12 protein-coding genes are annotated in these 16964 nt (G+C 74.3%); 11 read left to right on the top strand and 1 reads right to left on the bottom strand.

Annotated elements, in window-relative coordinates:
• The first annotated feature begins 35 nt into the window (after positions 1-35).
• From ACZ6KF_RS02180 to ACZ6KF_RS02145, 8 genes are all read left to right on the top strand, one after another.
• On the top strand, positions 36-821 hold the full coding sequence (locus ACZ6KF_RS02180; RefSeq protein WP_469236863.1) for a hypothetical protein: 786 nt from the start codon (positions 36-38) through the stop codon (positions 819-821).
• A 68-nt stretch (positions 822-889) separates the two neighbouring features.
• Entirely contained in the window at positions 890-1735 is an 846-nt protein-coding gene (locus ACZ6KF_RS02175; RefSeq protein WP_356627742.1) for a DegV family protein, read from the top strand.
• Positions 1736-2589: 854 nt separating this feature from the next.
• Positions 2590-3282, top strand: a complete 693-nt coding sequence (locus tag ACZ6KF_RS02170; protein ID WP_469236861.1) for a ComEA family DNA-binding protein — start codon at positions 2590-2592, stop codon at positions 3280-3282.
• 119 nt (positions 3283-3401) lie between these two features.
• The gene (locus ACZ6KF_RS02165; protein ID WP_469236857.1) at positions 3402-5954 is read left to right on the top strand and encodes a ComEC/Rec2 family competence protein; all 2553 of its coding nucleotides are present in this window, start codon (positions 3402-3404) and stop codon (positions 5952-5954) included.
• A gap of 31 nt (positions 5955-5985) precedes the next feature.
• Positions 5986-6816, top strand: coding sequence for an arylamine N-acetyltransferase family protein (locus ACZ6KF_RS02160; protein ID WP_356627739.1), 831 nt, complete (start codon positions 5986-5988; stop codon positions 6814-6816).
• Positions 6817-6865: 49 nt separating this feature from the next.
• Complete coding sequence (locus ACZ6KF_RS02155; protein WP_356627738.1) at positions 6866-7111, top strand: hypothetical protein; 246 nt, start codon at positions 6866-6868, stop codon at positions 7109-7111.
• 185 nt (positions 7112-7296) lie between these two features.
• The gene (gene holA, locus ACZ6KF_RS02150) at positions 7297-8286 is read left to right on the top strand and encodes a DNA polymerase III subunit delta (protein WP_469158542.1); all 990 of its coding nucleotides are present in this window, start codon (positions 7297-7299) and stop codon (positions 8284-8286) included.
• 65 nt (positions 8287-8351) lie between these two features.
• Positions 8352-8747: a nuclear transport factor 2 family protein gene (locus ACZ6KF_RS02145; protein ID WP_356627736.1), complete on the top strand. Its 396-nt coding sequence runs from the start codon at positions 8352-8354 to the stop codon at positions 8745-8747.
• Positions 8748-9049: 302 nt separating this feature from the next.
• Here ACZ6KF_RS02145 and rpsT read toward each other — a convergent pair whose 3' ends face one another.
• Entirely contained in the window at positions 9050-9316 is a 267-nt protein-coding gene (rpsT, locus tag ACZ6KF_RS02140; RefSeq protein WP_086168781.1) for a 30S ribosomal protein S20, read from the bottom strand.
• 221 nt (positions 9317-9537) lie between these two features.
• On the opposite strand from rpsT, the gene lepA reads away from it, so the two are divergent.
• The 3 genes from lepA to ACZ6KF_RS02125 all read left to right on the top strand — a co-directional run bounded on the left by lepA (position 9538) and on the right by ACZ6KF_RS02125 (position 16944).
• Positions 9538-11406 carry a translation elongation factor 4 gene (gene lepA / locus ACZ6KF_RS02135; RefSeq protein ID WP_356627735.1) on the top strand — a complete coding sequence of 623 codons (1869 nt, stop codon included), beginning with the start codon at positions 9538-9540 and terminating at the stop codon, positions 11404-11406.
• Between the two features lie 423 nt (positions 11407-11829).
• Positions 11830-13704, top strand: a complete 1875-nt coding sequence (locus ACZ6KF_RS02130) for an AMP-dependent synthetase/ligase (protein WP_469236854.1) — start codon at positions 11830-11832, stop codon at positions 13702-13704.
• A 291-nt stretch (positions 13705-13995) separates the two neighbouring features.
• A complete protein-coding gene (locus tag ACZ6KF_RS02125; protein WP_469236851.1) occupies positions 13996-16944 on the top strand; it encodes a SpoIIE family protein phosphatase in 2949 nt (982 codons plus the stop codon).
• Positions 16945-16964 lie beyond the last annotated feature (20 nt).

Genomic DNA, 16964 nt, shown 5'->3' with positions numbered 1-16964 from the left:
CGCGAGACGGGCCGCGGCCGTCGAGGAGGAGCATCGTGGAAGCAGTCATCGCCGTGGTCGTCCTGCTCTTCGTGCTGCTCCTGGGGCTCGGTGCCTATGCCACGGTGAAGGTGGTCGGCGCCGCCAGGCGCGGCGTGGACCGCACGATCACGCAGGCCAGGCGCACCGTCGAGGACCACACCCTGCGCGCCAAGTCCCTCGCCCAGCCCGGTCCGGCCGGTGAACTGGCCCAGCTGCGGCTGAAGCTGCGCACATCCATGCGGGCCACGCAGGAGGCGCTGCGCGCGGGCGCCGCGGAGGACGAGTCCCTCAAGGAGTCGCTCGCCCTCTTCCAGCGACTCAGCGCCCACGGCCACGAACTGGACGACGAACTGCGCCGTCTGGAGTCCGAGCCCGACCGCTCCACCCTCGCCGAGCGCCTGCCCGCACTGCGCGAACGCACCGAGCGCATCACGCACTCGGCCGACTCGCTGCGCTGGGCCGCCCGCGACCGGGCCGGCCGCTTCGCCGAGGACGAACTGGACCTGCTGAGCGCCCAGATCGACGTGGAGACCGGCGCTCTGCGCCACTGGACGACGGAGCCGAGTGGGTCCACGGATGCCCGGTTCGCCGATGGCCGGCCTGCTGACGGCCGGTCCGCTGACGGCCGGTCCACTGACGCGGGGGCCGTCCCGCCGCCGTGGCCCGAGTCGCCGGCCCCGGCCGCCGAGGGGCAGCCCTCTCGCCGGGCCGAGGAGCCGACACGGCCCGCGATCGCGCCGTCCGCGCCGCGTCCCGCCTACCCCTGGCAGAAGAAGCCGAGGCCCGAGAGCACGACCTGAACCCGGTGTCCGCGTCGCCGTGAGGGCTGGGCTGCCTTCCGGGCGCTACGCCAGGTAACCTCCAGCTCATGTCCCGCCATGTCGCGATCGTCACCGATTCAACGGCCTACCTGCCGCCGAGGACGATGGAGCGCCACGGCATCACCGCGGTACCGCTGACCGTCGTCCTCGGCGACCGAGCGCTGGAAGAGGGCACCGAGATCTCGACCCGCTCCCTGGCCCTGGCGCTCCAGAAGCGACGCTCCGTCACCACCTCGCGCCCCAGCCCCCAGTTGTTCGCGGACACCTACCGCAAGGTCGCCGAGTCCGGCGCGACCGGCATCGTCTCCCTGCACCTGTCCGCCGACCTCTCCGGCACCTACGACGCCGCGGTCCTCGCCGCCCGCGAGGCGCCGGTCCCCGTACGGGTCGTGGACACCGGCATGATCGCGATGGCCCTCGGCTTCTGCGCCCTCGCCGCGGCCGAGGCGGCGGAGTCGGGCGGCACGGTGGACGAGGCGGTCACCGCGGCGGAGAAACGGGCCGCGGGCACCGCCGCCTACTTCTACGTCGACACCCTGGACTATCTGCGCCGCGGAGGCCGGATCGGGGCCGCGCAGGCCCTGTTCGGCTCCGCGCTGGCGGTGAAGCCGCTGCTCCAGCTGGACGGGGGCCGCATCGAGCCGCTGGAGAAGGTGCGGACGGCGTCGAAGGCCATCGCCCGGCTGGAGGAGATCGCCGCCGACCGGGCGGGCGGCACGCCCGTCGACATCGCGGTCCACCATCTCGCCGCGGCCGACCGCGCCGCCGCGCTGGCGGACCGGCTGCGGGCGCGGGTGCCGGGGCTGGCCGATCTGCACGTGAGCGAGGTGGGAGCGGTGATCGGGGCGCATACGGGGCCCGGGTTGCTGGGAGTCGTGGTCTCGCCGCGGTGACCGTCGTGCGACCGTGCTGCGCTGACCGACGGCGGACGACTGTGCTGCGCTGAGCGGAGGCGGACCACCGTGATGCGCATGACCGACGGCGGACGACCGTGCTGCGCATGACCGACGGCGGACGACCGTGCTGCGCATGACTGTCACACGTACGGGGGACGGGGTTTTCCACAAGCGGCCGGTTGTCCCCGGGGATTGAGCAAGATCATCGCGGGAGTGGTCCGGTGTCCCATCCTCGGGGCATGGCACTTCGATCACGCACACGAGCGGCTTCCGTCACCAGTGGACCGGGGCGGCGGCGGGGTTCCGACGGCAGGGTGTCCGATGGGCGGACGCCCGGGGGCAGGGTGCCCGGCGGGCGGGTCTCCAGAGGGCGGGTGTCCAGAGGGGGAGCGGGAGCGTCCGAGGGGCCGGTGTCCGAAGGCACGGTGTCCGACGGCCCGGTGCCCGAGGGGCGAGTGCCCGGGACGCGGGCGACTGGTGGGCGGATTCCCGAGGAGCGGATGTCCGGCGGTCGGGTCTCGCATCGTCGTCCGGGCCGACGGAGCCGACCTGCGGGGCGGCTGCGGGGCGGTCAGCGGCAGACGCCGGCGGAGGAGGTCCGGCGGCGGGCGGGGGTACTCTTCGGCGAACCCCCGGAGGAGCGGGGGGAGTCGGGGGCGGGGCCACCGGGGATGAGGGCGGAGGCGGAGGGGCGGACACCGGTCGTCCCCGGTTGCTCCGGTCCCTCTGGTCATTCCGGATACACCGGTTACTCGGCTGACCACGGTGACGTCGGTGAGCGTGACCGGGCCGATGCGAGTGCCGGTGCGGGGGGCGGTACCGCCGCGTGGCGGGAGCGGGCCGGGGCGGCCGTGCGGGAGCGGCTGCCGGTGTGGATGCAGGCGCGGTGCGGCCTGGAGCGCAGGAGCGTCGTCGCGCTCACCGTCGTCCTGGTCGTGGCGGCGGGGCTCGCCGTCCAGCACTTCTGGGCCGGGCGGACGGAGACCGTGCGGGCGCCGGAGGTGGTGGGGGCGGCGGTGCCGGATACGGCGCGCGCTGCGGCCCCGGAGCGGCGGACGCCGGTCGTCGCCCCGACGGCCCCGACCGCGTCGCCCGTCGCCGAGATCGTGGTGGACGTCGGCGGGAAGGTGCGCGAACCGGGGATTCACCGACTCCCGGCCGGTTCGCGGGTGGCGGACGCGCTCCGGGCGGCGGGCGGGGTGCGCCCCGGCACGGACCTCACGGGCATCAACCGGGCCCGCTTCCTGGTGGACGGCGAGCAGGTGGTCGTCGGCGGACCCGCGCCCGTGGCCGGACCACCGCCCGTGGCAGGCGCCCCGGCCGGGGCGGGCGCGTTACCGGGGGCGGCGGCAACGCCCATCTCCCTCAACACCGCCACGGTGGAGCAACTCGACACCCTGCCCGGCGTGGGCCCCGTGCTGGCCCAGCACATCATCGACTACCGCACCCGGCACGGCGGTTTCCGCTCGGTGGACGAGTTGCGGGACGTCAACGGCATCGGCGAGCGGCGGTTCGCCGACCTGCGGAATCTGGTACGGCCGTGAGGAGCGGGGAGGGAACACGGCACAGGGCCGCTGCCGGTCCTGTCGGGGCTGTCGGTCCTGTCGGGACCGCCCGGACTGTCGGGGCCGTCCGGGCTGCCGGCCCCGGCCGTCGCCCGTCCGTGCACCGGGCGTCGGGGCGGAGGCTGGGGGACGCGCATCCCCGGCAGGAAGGGCCGGCGGATCTGCGGCTGGTCCCGCCGGCGCTCGCGGCCTGGGGGACGGCGGCGTGGGCGCTCACCGCACCGCCGGGGTGGGTGACCGGCGTCGCGGCCGGGTGCGCGGTGACGGGGGCGGGGCTGCTGGCGGCTCGCGGGAGCGGGCGCGGGCCGGGGCAGCGGTGGCGCGGGCGGCGGGGGCACGCGGTGGCCCGGTGGTCCCCAGTGGTTCAGTCGTCCCCAGTGGTCCGGTGGTCCCCGGTGATCGCCGCCGTGCTGCTCTGCGTCGCCGCCGCGGCCGTGTCGGCCGGGCTGCGCGGGGCGGATCTGAGACGGGGGCCGGTGCCGGGGCTGGCGCGGCAGTACGCGACGGTGACGGCGGAGGCGCGGGTCACCTCGGATCCCCGGCTCACCCGGCCGCGGGTGACGGGCAACCGGGCGGCGCCCGTGTCCGTGCTGGTCAACGCCGAGGTGGGGCGGGTCGAGGCGGCGTCAGGGACGTCCGGGGAGGCGACGGGGACGCGGACGCCGGTGCTGGTGGTCGTGGACGCCGGCGGAGGCGCCCGGCGGGAGTGGCTCGGGCTGCTGCCCTCCACGAGGGTGCGGGTGACCGGGCGGCTGGCGCCCGCGCTGGTGGGCGGCGACCGGATCGCTGCCGTACTGCGGGTGCGGGACGGCCCTCCGGAGGTGGTCGCGGGGCCGTCGGGGACCCAGCGGTTCGCGGGGCGGTTGCGGGCAGGGCTGCGGAAGGCCACCGACGGGCTGCCGGCGGACGCGCGTGCACTGCTGCCGGGTCTGGTCGTCGGGGACACCTCGCGCATCACGCCGGAGTCGCACGAGGCCTTCGGGGAGACCGACCTCGCCCATCTCCTCGCGGTGTCCGGGAGCAACCTCACGATCGTCCTCGCCCTGCTGCTCGGGCCGCCGGGCCTCGCGCAGCGCAGTGAACGCAGGGGCCTGGCACCGCGACTCGGGATCTCCCTGCGGGCGACCGCCGTGCTCGGAGGAGTGCTCACGCTCGCCTTCGTCGTGGTGTGCCGGCCGGACCCGAGCGTGCTGCGGGCGGCGGCCTGCGGGGCCGTCGTGCTGCTCGCCCTGGCGACCGGCCGTCGCAGATCCCTGCTCCCGGCCCTGGCCACGGCGGTCCTGCTGCTCGTCCTCCTCGACCCCTGGCTGGCCCGCGGTTACGGCTTCCTGCTCTCGGTGCTGGCCACCGGCGCGCTGCTCACGCTCGCGCCCCGCTGGAGTGCCGCCCTGCGCCGGAGACGGGTGCCGCCGAGGCTCGCCGAGGCGCTGGCGGCGGCGGGCGCGGCGCAGGCGCTGTGCGCACCGGTCGTGGCGGTGCTGTCGGCACGGGTGAGTCTGGTGGCGGTGCCGTGCAATCTGCTGGTGGAGTTCGCGGTCGCCCCGGCCACGGTGCTGGGCTTCGCCGCCCTGGCCGCCGCTCCGGTGGCGATGCCGGTGGCCAAGGCGCTGGCATGGGGCGCGAGCTGGCCCGCCGGGTGGATCGCGGACGTGGCCCGCACCGGGGCGGCGCTGCCGGGGGCGGGGGTGGACTGGCGGGGCGACTGGACGGGGGCGCTGCTGCTGGCGCTGGTGACCGGGGTGGTCGTGGCCGTCGGCCGGCGGTTGCTGCGGCATCCGTGGCTGTGCGGGGTCTGCGGGCTGCTGCTGGTGCTGGCGGTGGTGCGGCCCGCACCGCTGGCCAGGGTGATCACCGGGTGGCCGCCGCCGGGCTGGCGGCTGGTCATGTGCGACGTGGGACAGGGGGACGCGACGGTGCTCGCGGCGGGAGCGGGCACCGGCGTGGTCGTGGACGCCGGGCCGGACCCGCGCCTGGCCGACCGGTGCCTGCGGTCGCTCGGCATCACCCGCGTCCCCCTCGTCGTGCTGACCCATTTCCACGCCGACCACGTCGTGGGGCTGCCCGGCGTGCTGCGCGGGCGGGCCGTGGGCGCGATCGAGACGACCGGTCTCGAAGAACCGGCGGAGCAGGCCGCGTTCGTGCGAAGAGAGGCCGCCGCCCGGGGCATTCCGGTCACCCGGGCGGCGGCCGGGGAGCAACGGCGCACCGGTGACCTGTCCTGGCAGGTGCTGTGGCCACCGCCTCCCGCGGCGGCCGGCGCCACCACCCCGGCGCCGGAACCGGAAGGCCCGAACGACGCCAGCGTCGCCCTGCTCGTCCGCTCGGCGGGCCTGCGGATACTGCTGCTCGGGGACCTCGAACCCCCGGCCCAGCAAGCCCTGTTGCGGACACCGGCGGCTGGCCTGGTCGACGGGGTGGACGTACTGAAGGTCGCCCATCACGGCTCCGCCTATCAGGAACCGGAACTGCTGCGCAGGGCGGCTCCGAGGCTGGCGCTGATCTCTTCGGGAGCGGACAACCCTTACGGCCACCCGGCGCCGAGCACGGTGGCGGCGCTGCGGGCGCAGGGGGCGACGGTGCTGCGGACGGACGTCGACGGCGCCGTGGCGGTGGCGGGCGGGAAGGGGGAGGTGCGCGTGGCGAGGGACTGAGAACCGCGCGGCGGGGACGGACACTGGGGACATGGACTCCGCACAGGCCGACGCCTACCTCCGCAGACTGGGCGTCGCCCGCCCGCCCCGGCCCACCGCCGACGCGCTCCACGAGCTGCATCTGCGCCATCTGCGGACGGTGCCCTTCGAGAACCTGTCGATCCACCTCGGCGAGGAGATCGTGCTGGAGGAGAAGCGGCTGCTGGACAAGGTGGTGGGGGCGCGGCGGGGCGGGTTCTGCTACGAACTGAACGGCGCGTTCGCCGGGCTGCTGACGGCGCTCGGATACGACGTCGCGCTGCTGGCGGCGCGGGTGTACACGCAGGAGGGCCGACCGGGGATCCCGTACGACCACATGGCGCTGCGGGTGCGGACGGCGGACGCGGGGGAATGGCTGGCCGACGTCGGGTTCGGGGCGCACAGCCACTACCCGCTGGCGCTCGGCGACCGGCGGGAGCAGCCGGACCCCGGCGGGACGTTCCGGATCGGCGAGGCGGGGCCGGACGCGGCGGGCCTCCGGGGCGGGCCCGGGGCGCCGGACCTGGACGTCAGCAGGGACGGCGTGGCCGTGTACCGGCTGGAGGTACGGCCGCGGGTGCCGGCCGACTTCGTGACCGGCGCGTGGTGGCACGCCACGTCGCCCGCGTCGCACTTCGGGAAGTCGCTCGTCTGCTCCCGGGTCACCGAGGACGGCGGCCGGATCACCCTCGGCGGGCGGCGGCTGACGGTCACCGGTCCCGACGGGGCGCGGGACGAGCGGGAACTGCACGGGGACGAGGAGGTGCTGGCGGTGTACCGGGAACGGTTCGGGATCGAGCTGGACCGGGTGCCGGCCGTGCGGGAGTCCGCGGGGCGGGAGTGACGGGACCCCGCAGGGCGGGGGCGGGGGGAGGGTGCCGGAAAATGGCGTCGTGAGCGATGTGAGACATGTGCTGGTGCTGCCCGACCGCGATGCCGCCGAGGAGGTGGCGGAGGTGCTCGGCGAGCGCTTCGGCGTCGAGGAGGAACCGCAGCTGGTACGCGACGCGCTGGCCGGCGAGGACGACGCCGAGGACGCCCAGTGGCTGGTCGTCCTGCGCGACGAGGCGGGCCGGCTGGACCCGGCGGAGCTGGACGAGCTGGCGGGGGAGTGGGACGGCTGGCGCGAGGAGCCGTAGGGGGACCGGGGCGGGGCGTCGGGCCGTGCCCGGCGCGCCTTGCGGCTCGGTCGGTCCCGCAGCTCCGGGCTCGGGCACTCCTGCCCTCGCGGCTCGGCCCCGGGCCCGGGCGACCGTGCCCGGTGTCCCAGGCCGGGCCAACCGTCCTGTCCGTCCTGTCAGTGCCGCGTGACATGCTGGGCGTGATGGCCAGGAAAAGTGCGAACGACGATCTCCTCGCCCCGGTGACGCTCGCCGTGGGGCAGGAGGACCTGCTGCTCGACCGTGCCGTGCGCGAGGTGGTGGCCGCCGCGAAGGCGGCCGACGCCGACACGGACGTACGGGACCTGACGCCCGAGCAGTTGCAGCCCGGCACGCTCGCCGAGCTGACCAGCCCCTCCCTCTTCGCGGAGCGCAAGGTCGTGGTCGTGCGCAACGCGCAGGACCTGTCCGCGGACACGATCAAGGACGTCAAGGCGTATCTCGGGTCGCCCGCCGAGGAGATCACGCTCGTGCTGCTGCACGCGGGCGGGGCCCGGGGCAAGGGGCTGCTGGACGCCGCCCGCAAGGCGGGGGCGCGGGAGGTGGCGTGCCCGAAGATGACGAAGCCGGCGGACCGGCTGGCGTTCGTCCGGGGGGAGTTCCGCACCCTCGGCCGTTCGGCCACGCCGGAGGCCTGTCAGGCGCTGGTCGACGCGATCGGCAGCGATCTGCGGGAGCTGGCTTCCGCGGTGTCCCAACTGGTCGCCGACGTGGAGGGGACGATCGACGAGGCGGTCGTCGGGCGGTACTACACGGGACGGGCCGAGGCGTCGAGCTTCACGGTCGCCGACCGGGCCGTCGAGGGCCGGGCGGCCGAGGCGCTGGAGGCGCTGCGCTGGTCCCTGGCCACCGGCGTGGCGCCGGTACTGATCACCAGCGCCCTCGCCCAGGGCGTCCGCGCGATCGGCAAGCTGTCCTCGGCCCGCGGCGGGCGCCCCGCCGACCTGGCCCGCGAGCTGGGCATGCCGCCGTGGAAGATCGACCGCGTGCGCCAGCAGATGCGCGGCTGGACCCCGGACGGCGTCGCCCTCGCCCTGCGCGCGGTCGCCGAGGCCGACGCGGGCGTGAAGGGCGGCGGCGACGACCCGGAGTACGCCTTGGAGAAGGCGGTCGTGACCATCGCCCGAGCCGCTCGCTCCAGAGGGCGCGGTTAGACCCGCGGGAGGAGAATCGGGCGTGTCAGCCGTCCATCGCCGGACACGGGAAGGTGGCGATCACCATGGCTGAGCATCCGCACGCGGCTCTCGTCCGTCGAGGCTACGAGGCCTTCGTACGAGGCGACATGGACGCCCTGCGCGAACTGATGACGGCGGACTGCACCCATCACGTGCCCGGCAGCCACCAGCTGTCCGGGGACTTCAAGGGGCAGGACGCGGTCGTCGGCCTGTACGGCCGGCTGTTCGAGGAAACGGCCGGGTCGTTGCGGGTCGACCTGCGCAGCCTGCTGGTCGACGGCCGCGGGCACGTCGTCGCCGTCCACCGCGTCTCCGCCGAGCGCAGGGGCCGCCGTATCGACGAGGACGGGTGCATCGTCTTCCGCGTGCTCGGCGACCGGATCACCGACCTCGACGAGTGCGTCGCGGACATCGACGTGGCCAACGAGTTCTGGGCCTGACGACCGTCGTCGGACGTGGAACGCCGGACGCCGACCGGCGGGTGCCCCGCGTCGGAGAGGACGCCGACCGCGGACTCGTCCGTCCGGTCCCGTCGCCGAACGCCGGACGCCGTACGCGCACGCCGAAGGCCCCGGGCTCCGGCTCTGGGGAAGAGCGGGAGCCCGGGGCCTTCGGTTCGAGCCTGTGTGGATCCGCGCCCGCGTGGCGAACGCAGGCCGCGCGCGGATCCGGGGTGCCGGTCGGGGGCGGATGAGAGAGGGCCCGCCCTGGGTCCTTCCGGCGATCAGATCAACTGAGGGGTTCAGCCCTTGAGGGACGCGACCTTCGCAGCCAGCGCCGACTTCTTGTTGGCGGCCTGGTTCTTGTGGATGACGCCCTTGGAGACGGCCTTGTCGAGCTGACGCGCGGCAGCGCGCTGGTACTCGGTGGCCTTCTCCACGTCACCCGCGGCAGCGGCCTCGCGGGCCTTGCGGATCGCGGTCTTCAGGGAGGACTTGACGGCCTTGTTGCGCAGCCGGGCCTTCTCGTTGGTCTTGATCCGCTTGATCTGGGACTTGATGTTCGCCACGAATGAGCCTTTTCAGGTTCTGGCACGGGGCCGCACGGGACCCGCGCCGATGATTTTCTTGGGTTGCGCCTCGCGCTGAGAGGGCATGAGGCACAGCCCTCCACGTTACCAGCGGCCCTCCGGGTGGCCCAAACCGGTCGCCGGTCCCGGCCCGTGGGACCATGGAAGCTACGTATCGATCCGACCCGAGGCATAAGGCGCCTCAAGAGACAGGACCCTGCGTGCCCGCGACCCCTAACCATGTGCCCGAGCCGAGCCGTACCGACCCGGCTCTGATCCGCAATTTCTGCATCATCGCGCACATCGACCACGGCAAGTCCACGCTCGCCGACCGGATGCTCCAGCTGACCGGCGTGGTCGAGCAGCGGCAGATGCGTGCTCAGTACCTCGACCGGATGGACATCGAGCGCGAGCGCGGCATCACGATCAAGTCCCAGGCGGTGCGGCTGCCGTGGGCTCCGTCCCAGGACCCCGGCAACACGCACATCCTCAACATGATCGACACCCCGGGGCACGTCGACTTCACCTACGAGGTCTCGCGGTCGCTCGCCGCCTGCGAGGGGACCATCCTCCTGGTCGACGCCGCCCAGGGCATCGAGGCCCAGACCCTCGCCAACCTCTACCTGGCGATGGAGAACGACCTCACGATCATCCCGGTGCTCAACAAGATCGACCTGCCGGCCGCCCAGCCCGAGAAGTTCGCCGAGGAACTGGCCAACCTCGTCGGCTGCGAGCCCGGCGACGTGCTCAAGGTCTCCGCCAAGACCGGCCTCGGCGTCGAGGCGCTGCTGGACAAGGTCGTCGCCGAGATCCCGGCGCCGGTCGGCGTCAAGGACGCGCCCGCCCGCGCCATGATCTTCGACTCGGTGTACGACTCGTACCGCGGCGTGGTGACGTACGTCCGTGTCATCGACGGCCAGCTCAACAAGCGCGAGCGCATCCGCATGATGTCGACGAACGCGACGCACGAGCTGCTGGAGATCGGCACCAACTCGCCCGAGATGCTCCCGGCCGACGGCCTGGGCGTCGGCGAGGTGGGCTACCTCATCACCGGCGTGAAGGACGTCCGCCAGTCCAAGGTCGGCGACACCGTCACCAGCATGCACAAGGGCGCGACCGAGGCCCTCGGCGGGTACAAGGACCCCAAGCCGATGGTCTTCTCCGGCCTGTATCCGCTGGACGGCTCGGACTACCCGGAGCTGCGCGAGGCCCTGGACAAGCTCCAGCTCAACGACGCCGCCCTGGTCTACGAGCCGGAGACCTCCGCGGCCCTCGGCTTCGGCTTCCGTGTCGGCTTCCTCGGCCTGCTGCACCTGGACGTGATCCGGGAGCGGCTGGAGCGCGAGTTCGGGCTCGACCTGATCGCCACCGCGCCCAACGTCGTCTACCAGGTGACGATGGAGGACGGCGAGGAGATCACCGTCACCAACCCGAGCGAGTTCCCCGAGGGGAAGATCGCGGAGGTGCACGAGCCGGTCGTGCGGGCGACGATCCTCGCGCCCACCGAGTTCATCGGCGCGATCATGGAGCTGTGCCAGACCCGGCGCGGCACCCTGCTCGGCATGGACTACCTCTCCGAGGACCGCGTGGAGATCCGCTACACGCTGCCGCTCGCGGAGATCGTCTTCGACTTCTTCGACCAGCTGAAGTCCAAGACCCGCGGCTACGCCTCGCTGGACTACGAGCCCACCGGCGAGCAGGCCTCCAGCCTGGTCAAGGTGGACATCCTGCTGCACGGCGACAAGGTGGACGCGTTCTCCGCGATCACCCACAAGGACCAGGCGTACGCGTACGGCGTGCGGCTCGTCGCCAAGCTCAAGGAACTCATCCCGCGGCAGAACTTCGAGGTGCCGGTGCAGGCCGCCATCGGCTCCCGGGTGATCGCCCGCGAGACCATCCGCGCCATCCGCAAGGACGTCCTCGCCAAGTGCTACGGCGGTGACATCTCCCGTAAGCGGAAGCTGCTGGAGAAGCAGAAGGAGGGCAAGAAGCGGATGAAGATGGTGGGTTCCGTGGAAGTTCCGCAGGAGGCCTTCATCGCGGTCCTGTCCAGCGACGACAGCGCGGGTTCGGGCAAGGGCAAGAAGTAACCCCAGATCACGGGGCCCGGCCCCGGCAAAGCGGACGATACGGGGCCCGTCGTACGAAAGTGCGGCGGGCCCCGGCGCGTTTCACGGGCGCGGTCCGTGCGAAGTGAGCGGGCGCGGGCTCTTACGCGCGGGCCGGTCGGGCTCTACTCTGTCCCTGCCCGCTAGTTACTCGCGAGTTAAACAACGGCTCGTGAGTGAACACAGCCGTGCCCCCAGCCAGCGAAATCCGCAGCGAAGACGTACCTGTAGACGTATCGAGACCCTGTACACGTACCAAGACCCTGTACACGCACCGAGACCCTGTAGACGTGCAGGACCCGAAGACGTACCGAGACGCCTGAACCGCACCGAACGCCTGAACCCCGCACCGAACGCCTGAACCGCACCGAGCCAGCCGCAACGTCGCGGGCCCCGGAGGATGTCGTGAGCGACACACAGACCCTGATCGAGAACCGTCCGCCGTCCGTCGCGGGCCTCTTCCTGGAGCGCGTGGCGGCCACGCCGGACGCCGAGGCGTACCGCTACCCCGTGCCCGCCGCCTCCGGCCAGGGCCCGGACGACTGGAAGTCGCTGACCTGGGCGCAGGCCGCCGAGCGCGTGTACGCCATCGCGGCCGGGCTGATCGAGCTGGGCGTCCGGCCGGAGGAGCGGGTCGCGCTGGCAGCCGCCACCCGGATCGAGTGGATCCTCGCCGACCTCGGCATCATGTGCGCGGGCGCCGCGACCACCACGATCTACCCGCAGACCAACGCGGAGGAGTCGGCGTACATCCTCGCCGACTCCGGCAGCCGCGTGCTCATCGCGGAGAACGCCGAACAGCTCGCCAAGGCGCAGGAGAAGCGGGGCGAGCTGCCCGAGCTGACGCACGTCGTCGTCATGGACGGCGCGGGCGTCGGGACCGGTGACGGGGTGCTCACCCTCGCCGAGCTGGAGGCCCGCGGCGCGGCCCGGCTGGAGAAGGACGCCGAGCTGGTCGAGGAGCGGGTCGGCGCGATCGCCCGGGACCAGCTCGCCACCCTCATCTATACCTCCGGCACCACCGGCCGGCCCAAGGGCGTGCGCCTGCCGCACGACAACTGGTCCTACATGGCCAAGGCCATCGCCGCGACCGGGCTGGTCGGCCCGGACGACGTGCAGTACCTGTGGCTGCCGCTCGCCCACGTCTTCGGCAAGGTGCTCACCTCCGGACAGATCGAGGTCGGCCACGTCACCGCCGTCGACGGCCGGGTCGACAAGATCATCGAGAACCTGCCGGTGGTGCAGCCGACGTACATGGCGGCCGTGCCGCGCATCTTCGAGAAGGTCTACAACGGCGTCGCAGCCAAGGCCCGCGCGGGCGGCGCGGCCAAGTACAAGATCTTCCAGTGGGCGGCCGGGGTCGCCCGCGAGTACGCCAAGGTCACCCAGGACAACTTCCGCCGCACCGGCACCGCCTCCGCCCCCTTCGGGCTGAACGCCAAGCACAAGGTCGCCGACGCCCTCGTCTACTCCAAGCTGCGGGAGGCCTTCGGCGGGCGGCTGCGCGCCTGCGTGTCCGGCTCGGTCGCCCTCGCGCCCGAGATCGGCTACTTCTTCTCCGGCGCCGGCATCCACATCCTCGAGGGCTACGGCCTCACCGAGTCCTCCGCGGCCTCCTTCGTCAACCCCGGCGAGGCCTACCGCACCGGCACGGTCGGCAAGCCGCTGCCCGGCACCGAGGTGCGCATCGCCGAGGACGGCGAGATCCTGCTGCGCGGCCCCGGCATCATGGAGGGCTACCACGGGCTGCCGGAGAAGACCGCCGAGGTGCTGGAGCCGGACGGCTGGTTCCACACCGGCGACATCGGCGAGCTGTCCCCGGACGGCTATCTGCGCATCACCGACCGCAAGAAGGACCTGTTCAAGACGTCCGGCGGGAAGTACGTCGCGCCGACCGAGATCGAGGGGTCGTTCAAGGCGATCTGCCCGTTCGTCTCCAACATCCTCGTCCACGGCGCCGACCGGAACTTCTGCACCGCGCTGATCGCGCTGGACGAGGTGGCGATCATGGGCTGGGCGAAGGAGCACGGCCTGGAGGGCAAGTCGTACGCCGAGGTCGTGGCGGCGCCGGCCACGGTCGAGATGGTCGACGGCTATGTGCAGCGGCTCAACGCCGGACTCCAGCGGTGGCAGACCGTCAAGAAGTTCCGGCTGCTGCCGCGCGACCTCGACATCGAGCACGGCGAGATCACGCCGAGCCTGAAGCTGAAGCGGCCGGTGGTGGAGCGGGAGTACCGGCATCTGCTGGACGAGATGTACGCCGGCACGCGGGAGGCCTAGACGCCGGACGCCGACGCCGGGCGGCGGACGCCCGGCGTCGGAACACCGGTGGGGGCGCGGGGGCGCATGTGCGGTGCGCCCCCGCGCCCCGTGTGCGTCCGGCGCCTGTGACGCACAGCGGTCGTTTCCGTCCTTCTTCGACCTACTTCGAGCTTCTTCGAGCACGCGCCTACCACTGTTCTCGCTCATCGCGGCCCACTTCGGTAACTCGTCGCTTATGGACGAGGCCGGTCTGTCACCCTGACGGCATCGACCTCGGGGTCATCGACCGAACCTCTCGGGGAGTTGCAGATGGGGGCCATTCCGGTGCAACGGGAGACCGTTTCCCGTCCCTGCGACGCGCCTGCGTACGCCGGCGCCGCTTCCGCACACCCCGGCGCGCAGGTGCACGCCACCTTCAACGGAAGCTCCCTCGCGCCGGGCGCCGCCCGTGGGCTGCTGCGCGCGGCGTTCAAGGAGTGGGCCGACCTCGGCCTGCCCGGCGCCGAGCGCCTCACCGACCGGCAGGCCCAGGACGCCCTGGTGGTCGTCAGCGAGCTGGTGACCAACGCGGTGGTGCACGCCGGCACCGACGTGGAACTGGTGTGCCGCATGGAGCCGGGCTCCGGCGCGGTCGTCCTGGAGGTGTGCGACCACCACCCCTCGCGCGCGCCCCGGGACGCCGCGGCGGCGCCGACCGGCCCCGACGCGCGGGAGTACGGCCGGGGCCTGCGGCTGATCACCGCGTTGTGCGAGGCGTGGGGCGTCACCTACCGGCGGGACGCCAAGACGGTGTGGGCGCGCGTGTCCGACGGCCCAGGCACGCCGGCCGAGGCGCACCCCACCGCGCCGAGCGCGTTCGCCGGGGCGGAACTGCTCGCCCCCGCCCCCTGCCGCGCCGAGCGCGACCGGGACTGGCTCGGGCGGGGCGCCCTCTCCTTCCTGGCCGAGGCCTCCGACCTGCTCGCCGGCCAGCTGGACGAGGACCTGGTCGCCTCCCTCACCGGCCAGCTGATCGTCCCGCGCCTGGCCGACTGGTGCGCGGTCTGGCTGGAGGACGAGGCCCTCGGCGGCCGCTCCGCCGGCTCGTCCGGCGTCCGCCTGGCCCGCGTCTGGCACACCAGCGAGGACCGTACGGAGGACCTGCGCCGGGCACTGGAGAAGGAACCGCCGCAGAGCCCGGACGCCTTCGCGCCGGGCCCGATGCAGTACCCGTGGCCGGAGCTGCCGGACCCGTCCCACCCCTCTCGCCTGCCGGACCCGTTCCATCCGTCGTACCCGTCCGGCCTGTCGTACCCGTCCGGCCCACAGGCCCTGCCTTTCGGCCTTCAGGCCCCGCCCTCCGCCCTGGCGGCCCTGCCGGTCCCGTCGGCCTCGCAGGTCCCTTCGTACCGGCGGGAAGAGCACACCGCTCGCGCCGGCCGACCGGCCGCCAACCCTCGCTCGGGCGCCGCCTCCGCTGACGTCGCGCCCTCGGTGGACCCCGGCTGCCAACCGGCCGCCGGCCTCCGCTCGGGCGCCGCCCTCGCTGACGCCGGGCTCCCGGCCGCCCCCGTCCGCCCGCCGTCCGCCGCGTACGTCCCCGGGGACGTCAGCACGCCGGACACCGGCGGCCTCCCCGCCGGGCCGGCGGAGACGCCGGAGGGCTCGGCAGCGGGCCGTTCGGGAGGCCGGGGCGGGGTCGGCGGCGCGGAGGGGGAGGCGTCCGCGTCGGCCCTGGGCGGGCCGGCGGGTGTTCGCGCGGCCGGGGTGCCGAGCGGTGCGACCTCCGGGCGGTCGGCGCCGGCGGAGGGCTTCCGGGGTGGTGCCGGTGGTGGGGCGGGCGCGGAGGGCGCGTCGGTGGCGGGCGGATCGGCGGACGACCGTCCGGGGGAGGGTGCGGTCGGGGCGTCGGGCCCGGTGACCGGTGGCCCGGTGGGCGACGGCGGTCCCTCGGTGGGTGCCGGTGGCGAGGCGGGCGTGAGGTCGACGTCGCCGGGGGGTGGGCCGGTGCCGGCCGGTCGGACCGGGGGCGCCGGCGGCGTCGGGGACGAGGGCGTGGCAGTGGCGCCGGGTGGGTCGGCGCCCGCCCGCCCCGCCGGGGGCGGCGAGGGTGCGGCCGGGTCGTCGGACGGGCCGGGGGCCGTCCGCTCCGGTCACCCGGTGACCGGGCGTCCGAGCCCCGCGGGTGCTTCCCCCCGCGGCGCCGGAGGCGAGCCGGTGACGGCCCGGTCGGCCTCACCGGCGGAGGGGACCGCACACGTCCGTCCGACCCGCGGTGACGCGCCGGGCGGGCCGGACGCGGCCGGGGCACCGGTCGGCGCGCCCCCGGGCGGCGCCGCGCTCGCGTATCCGCTCGTCGCCGGCGGGCGGCCGCTCGGGACGCTGGTCATCGGGCGGGGCGGGGTGCCGCGGTTCCCGGACGAGATCACCGGCCTCGTGGAGGACCTCGGCCGACGGGTCGCCCTCGCCATCGGGGCCGCCCGGCAGTACGCCCGCCAGGCCACCATCAGCGCCGTGCTCCAGCGCGGCCTGCTCCCCGGGGCCGTCGCCGAGATCCCCGGCGTGCGCAGCGCCCTGGTCTACGAGCCCCGCGACAAGGGCGGCCCCAGCGGCGACTTCTACGACGTCTTCCCGGCCGGCCACGGCCGCTGGGGGTTCGCCCTCGGGGACGTCCAGGGCAAGGGCCCCGAGGCCGCCGTCGTCATCGGGCTCGCCCGGCCCTGGCTGCGGCTGCTCGCCCGCGAGGGCTACGGCGTCGCCGACGTCCTGGACCGCCTCAACCAGCTCCTCCTCGACGACGCCACCGAGGCCGCCGACGCCGCCGCCCGCGCCCTCGCCGGACCGTCCGGCCCCGGGGAGGGCCCGCAGACCCGCTTCCTCTCCCTCCTCTACGGCGAACTGGTCCCCTTCGACGGCGGCGTCCACTGCACCCTCGCCTCCGCCGGCCACCCCCTCCCGCTGCTCCTGCGCCCCGACGGCGACGTCCGCGCGGTCGTGCGACCCCAGACGCTGCTCGGCGTCGTGGAGGACGAGACGTACACCAGCGAGACCTTCGAGCTGTGGCCCGGCGACAGCCTGCTCTGCGTCACCGACGGCGTCACCGAGCGGCGCAGCGGCTCACGCCAGTTCGACGACGAGGACGGCCTCGCGACCGCGCTGGCCGGCTGCGCCGGACTGGACGCCGGGCTGATCGCCGAGCGGGTCCGCCGACTGGTGCACGAGTTCGGGGACAGGCCGCCGGAGGACGACCTGGCGCTGCTGGTCCTGCAGGCGCAGTAACGACCGGCGGCGGTGCGGGA

The organism is Streptomyces sp. NPDC046379 (assembly GCF_055587785.1).
This window is presented reverse-complemented; position numbering and strand designations above follow the sequence as displayed.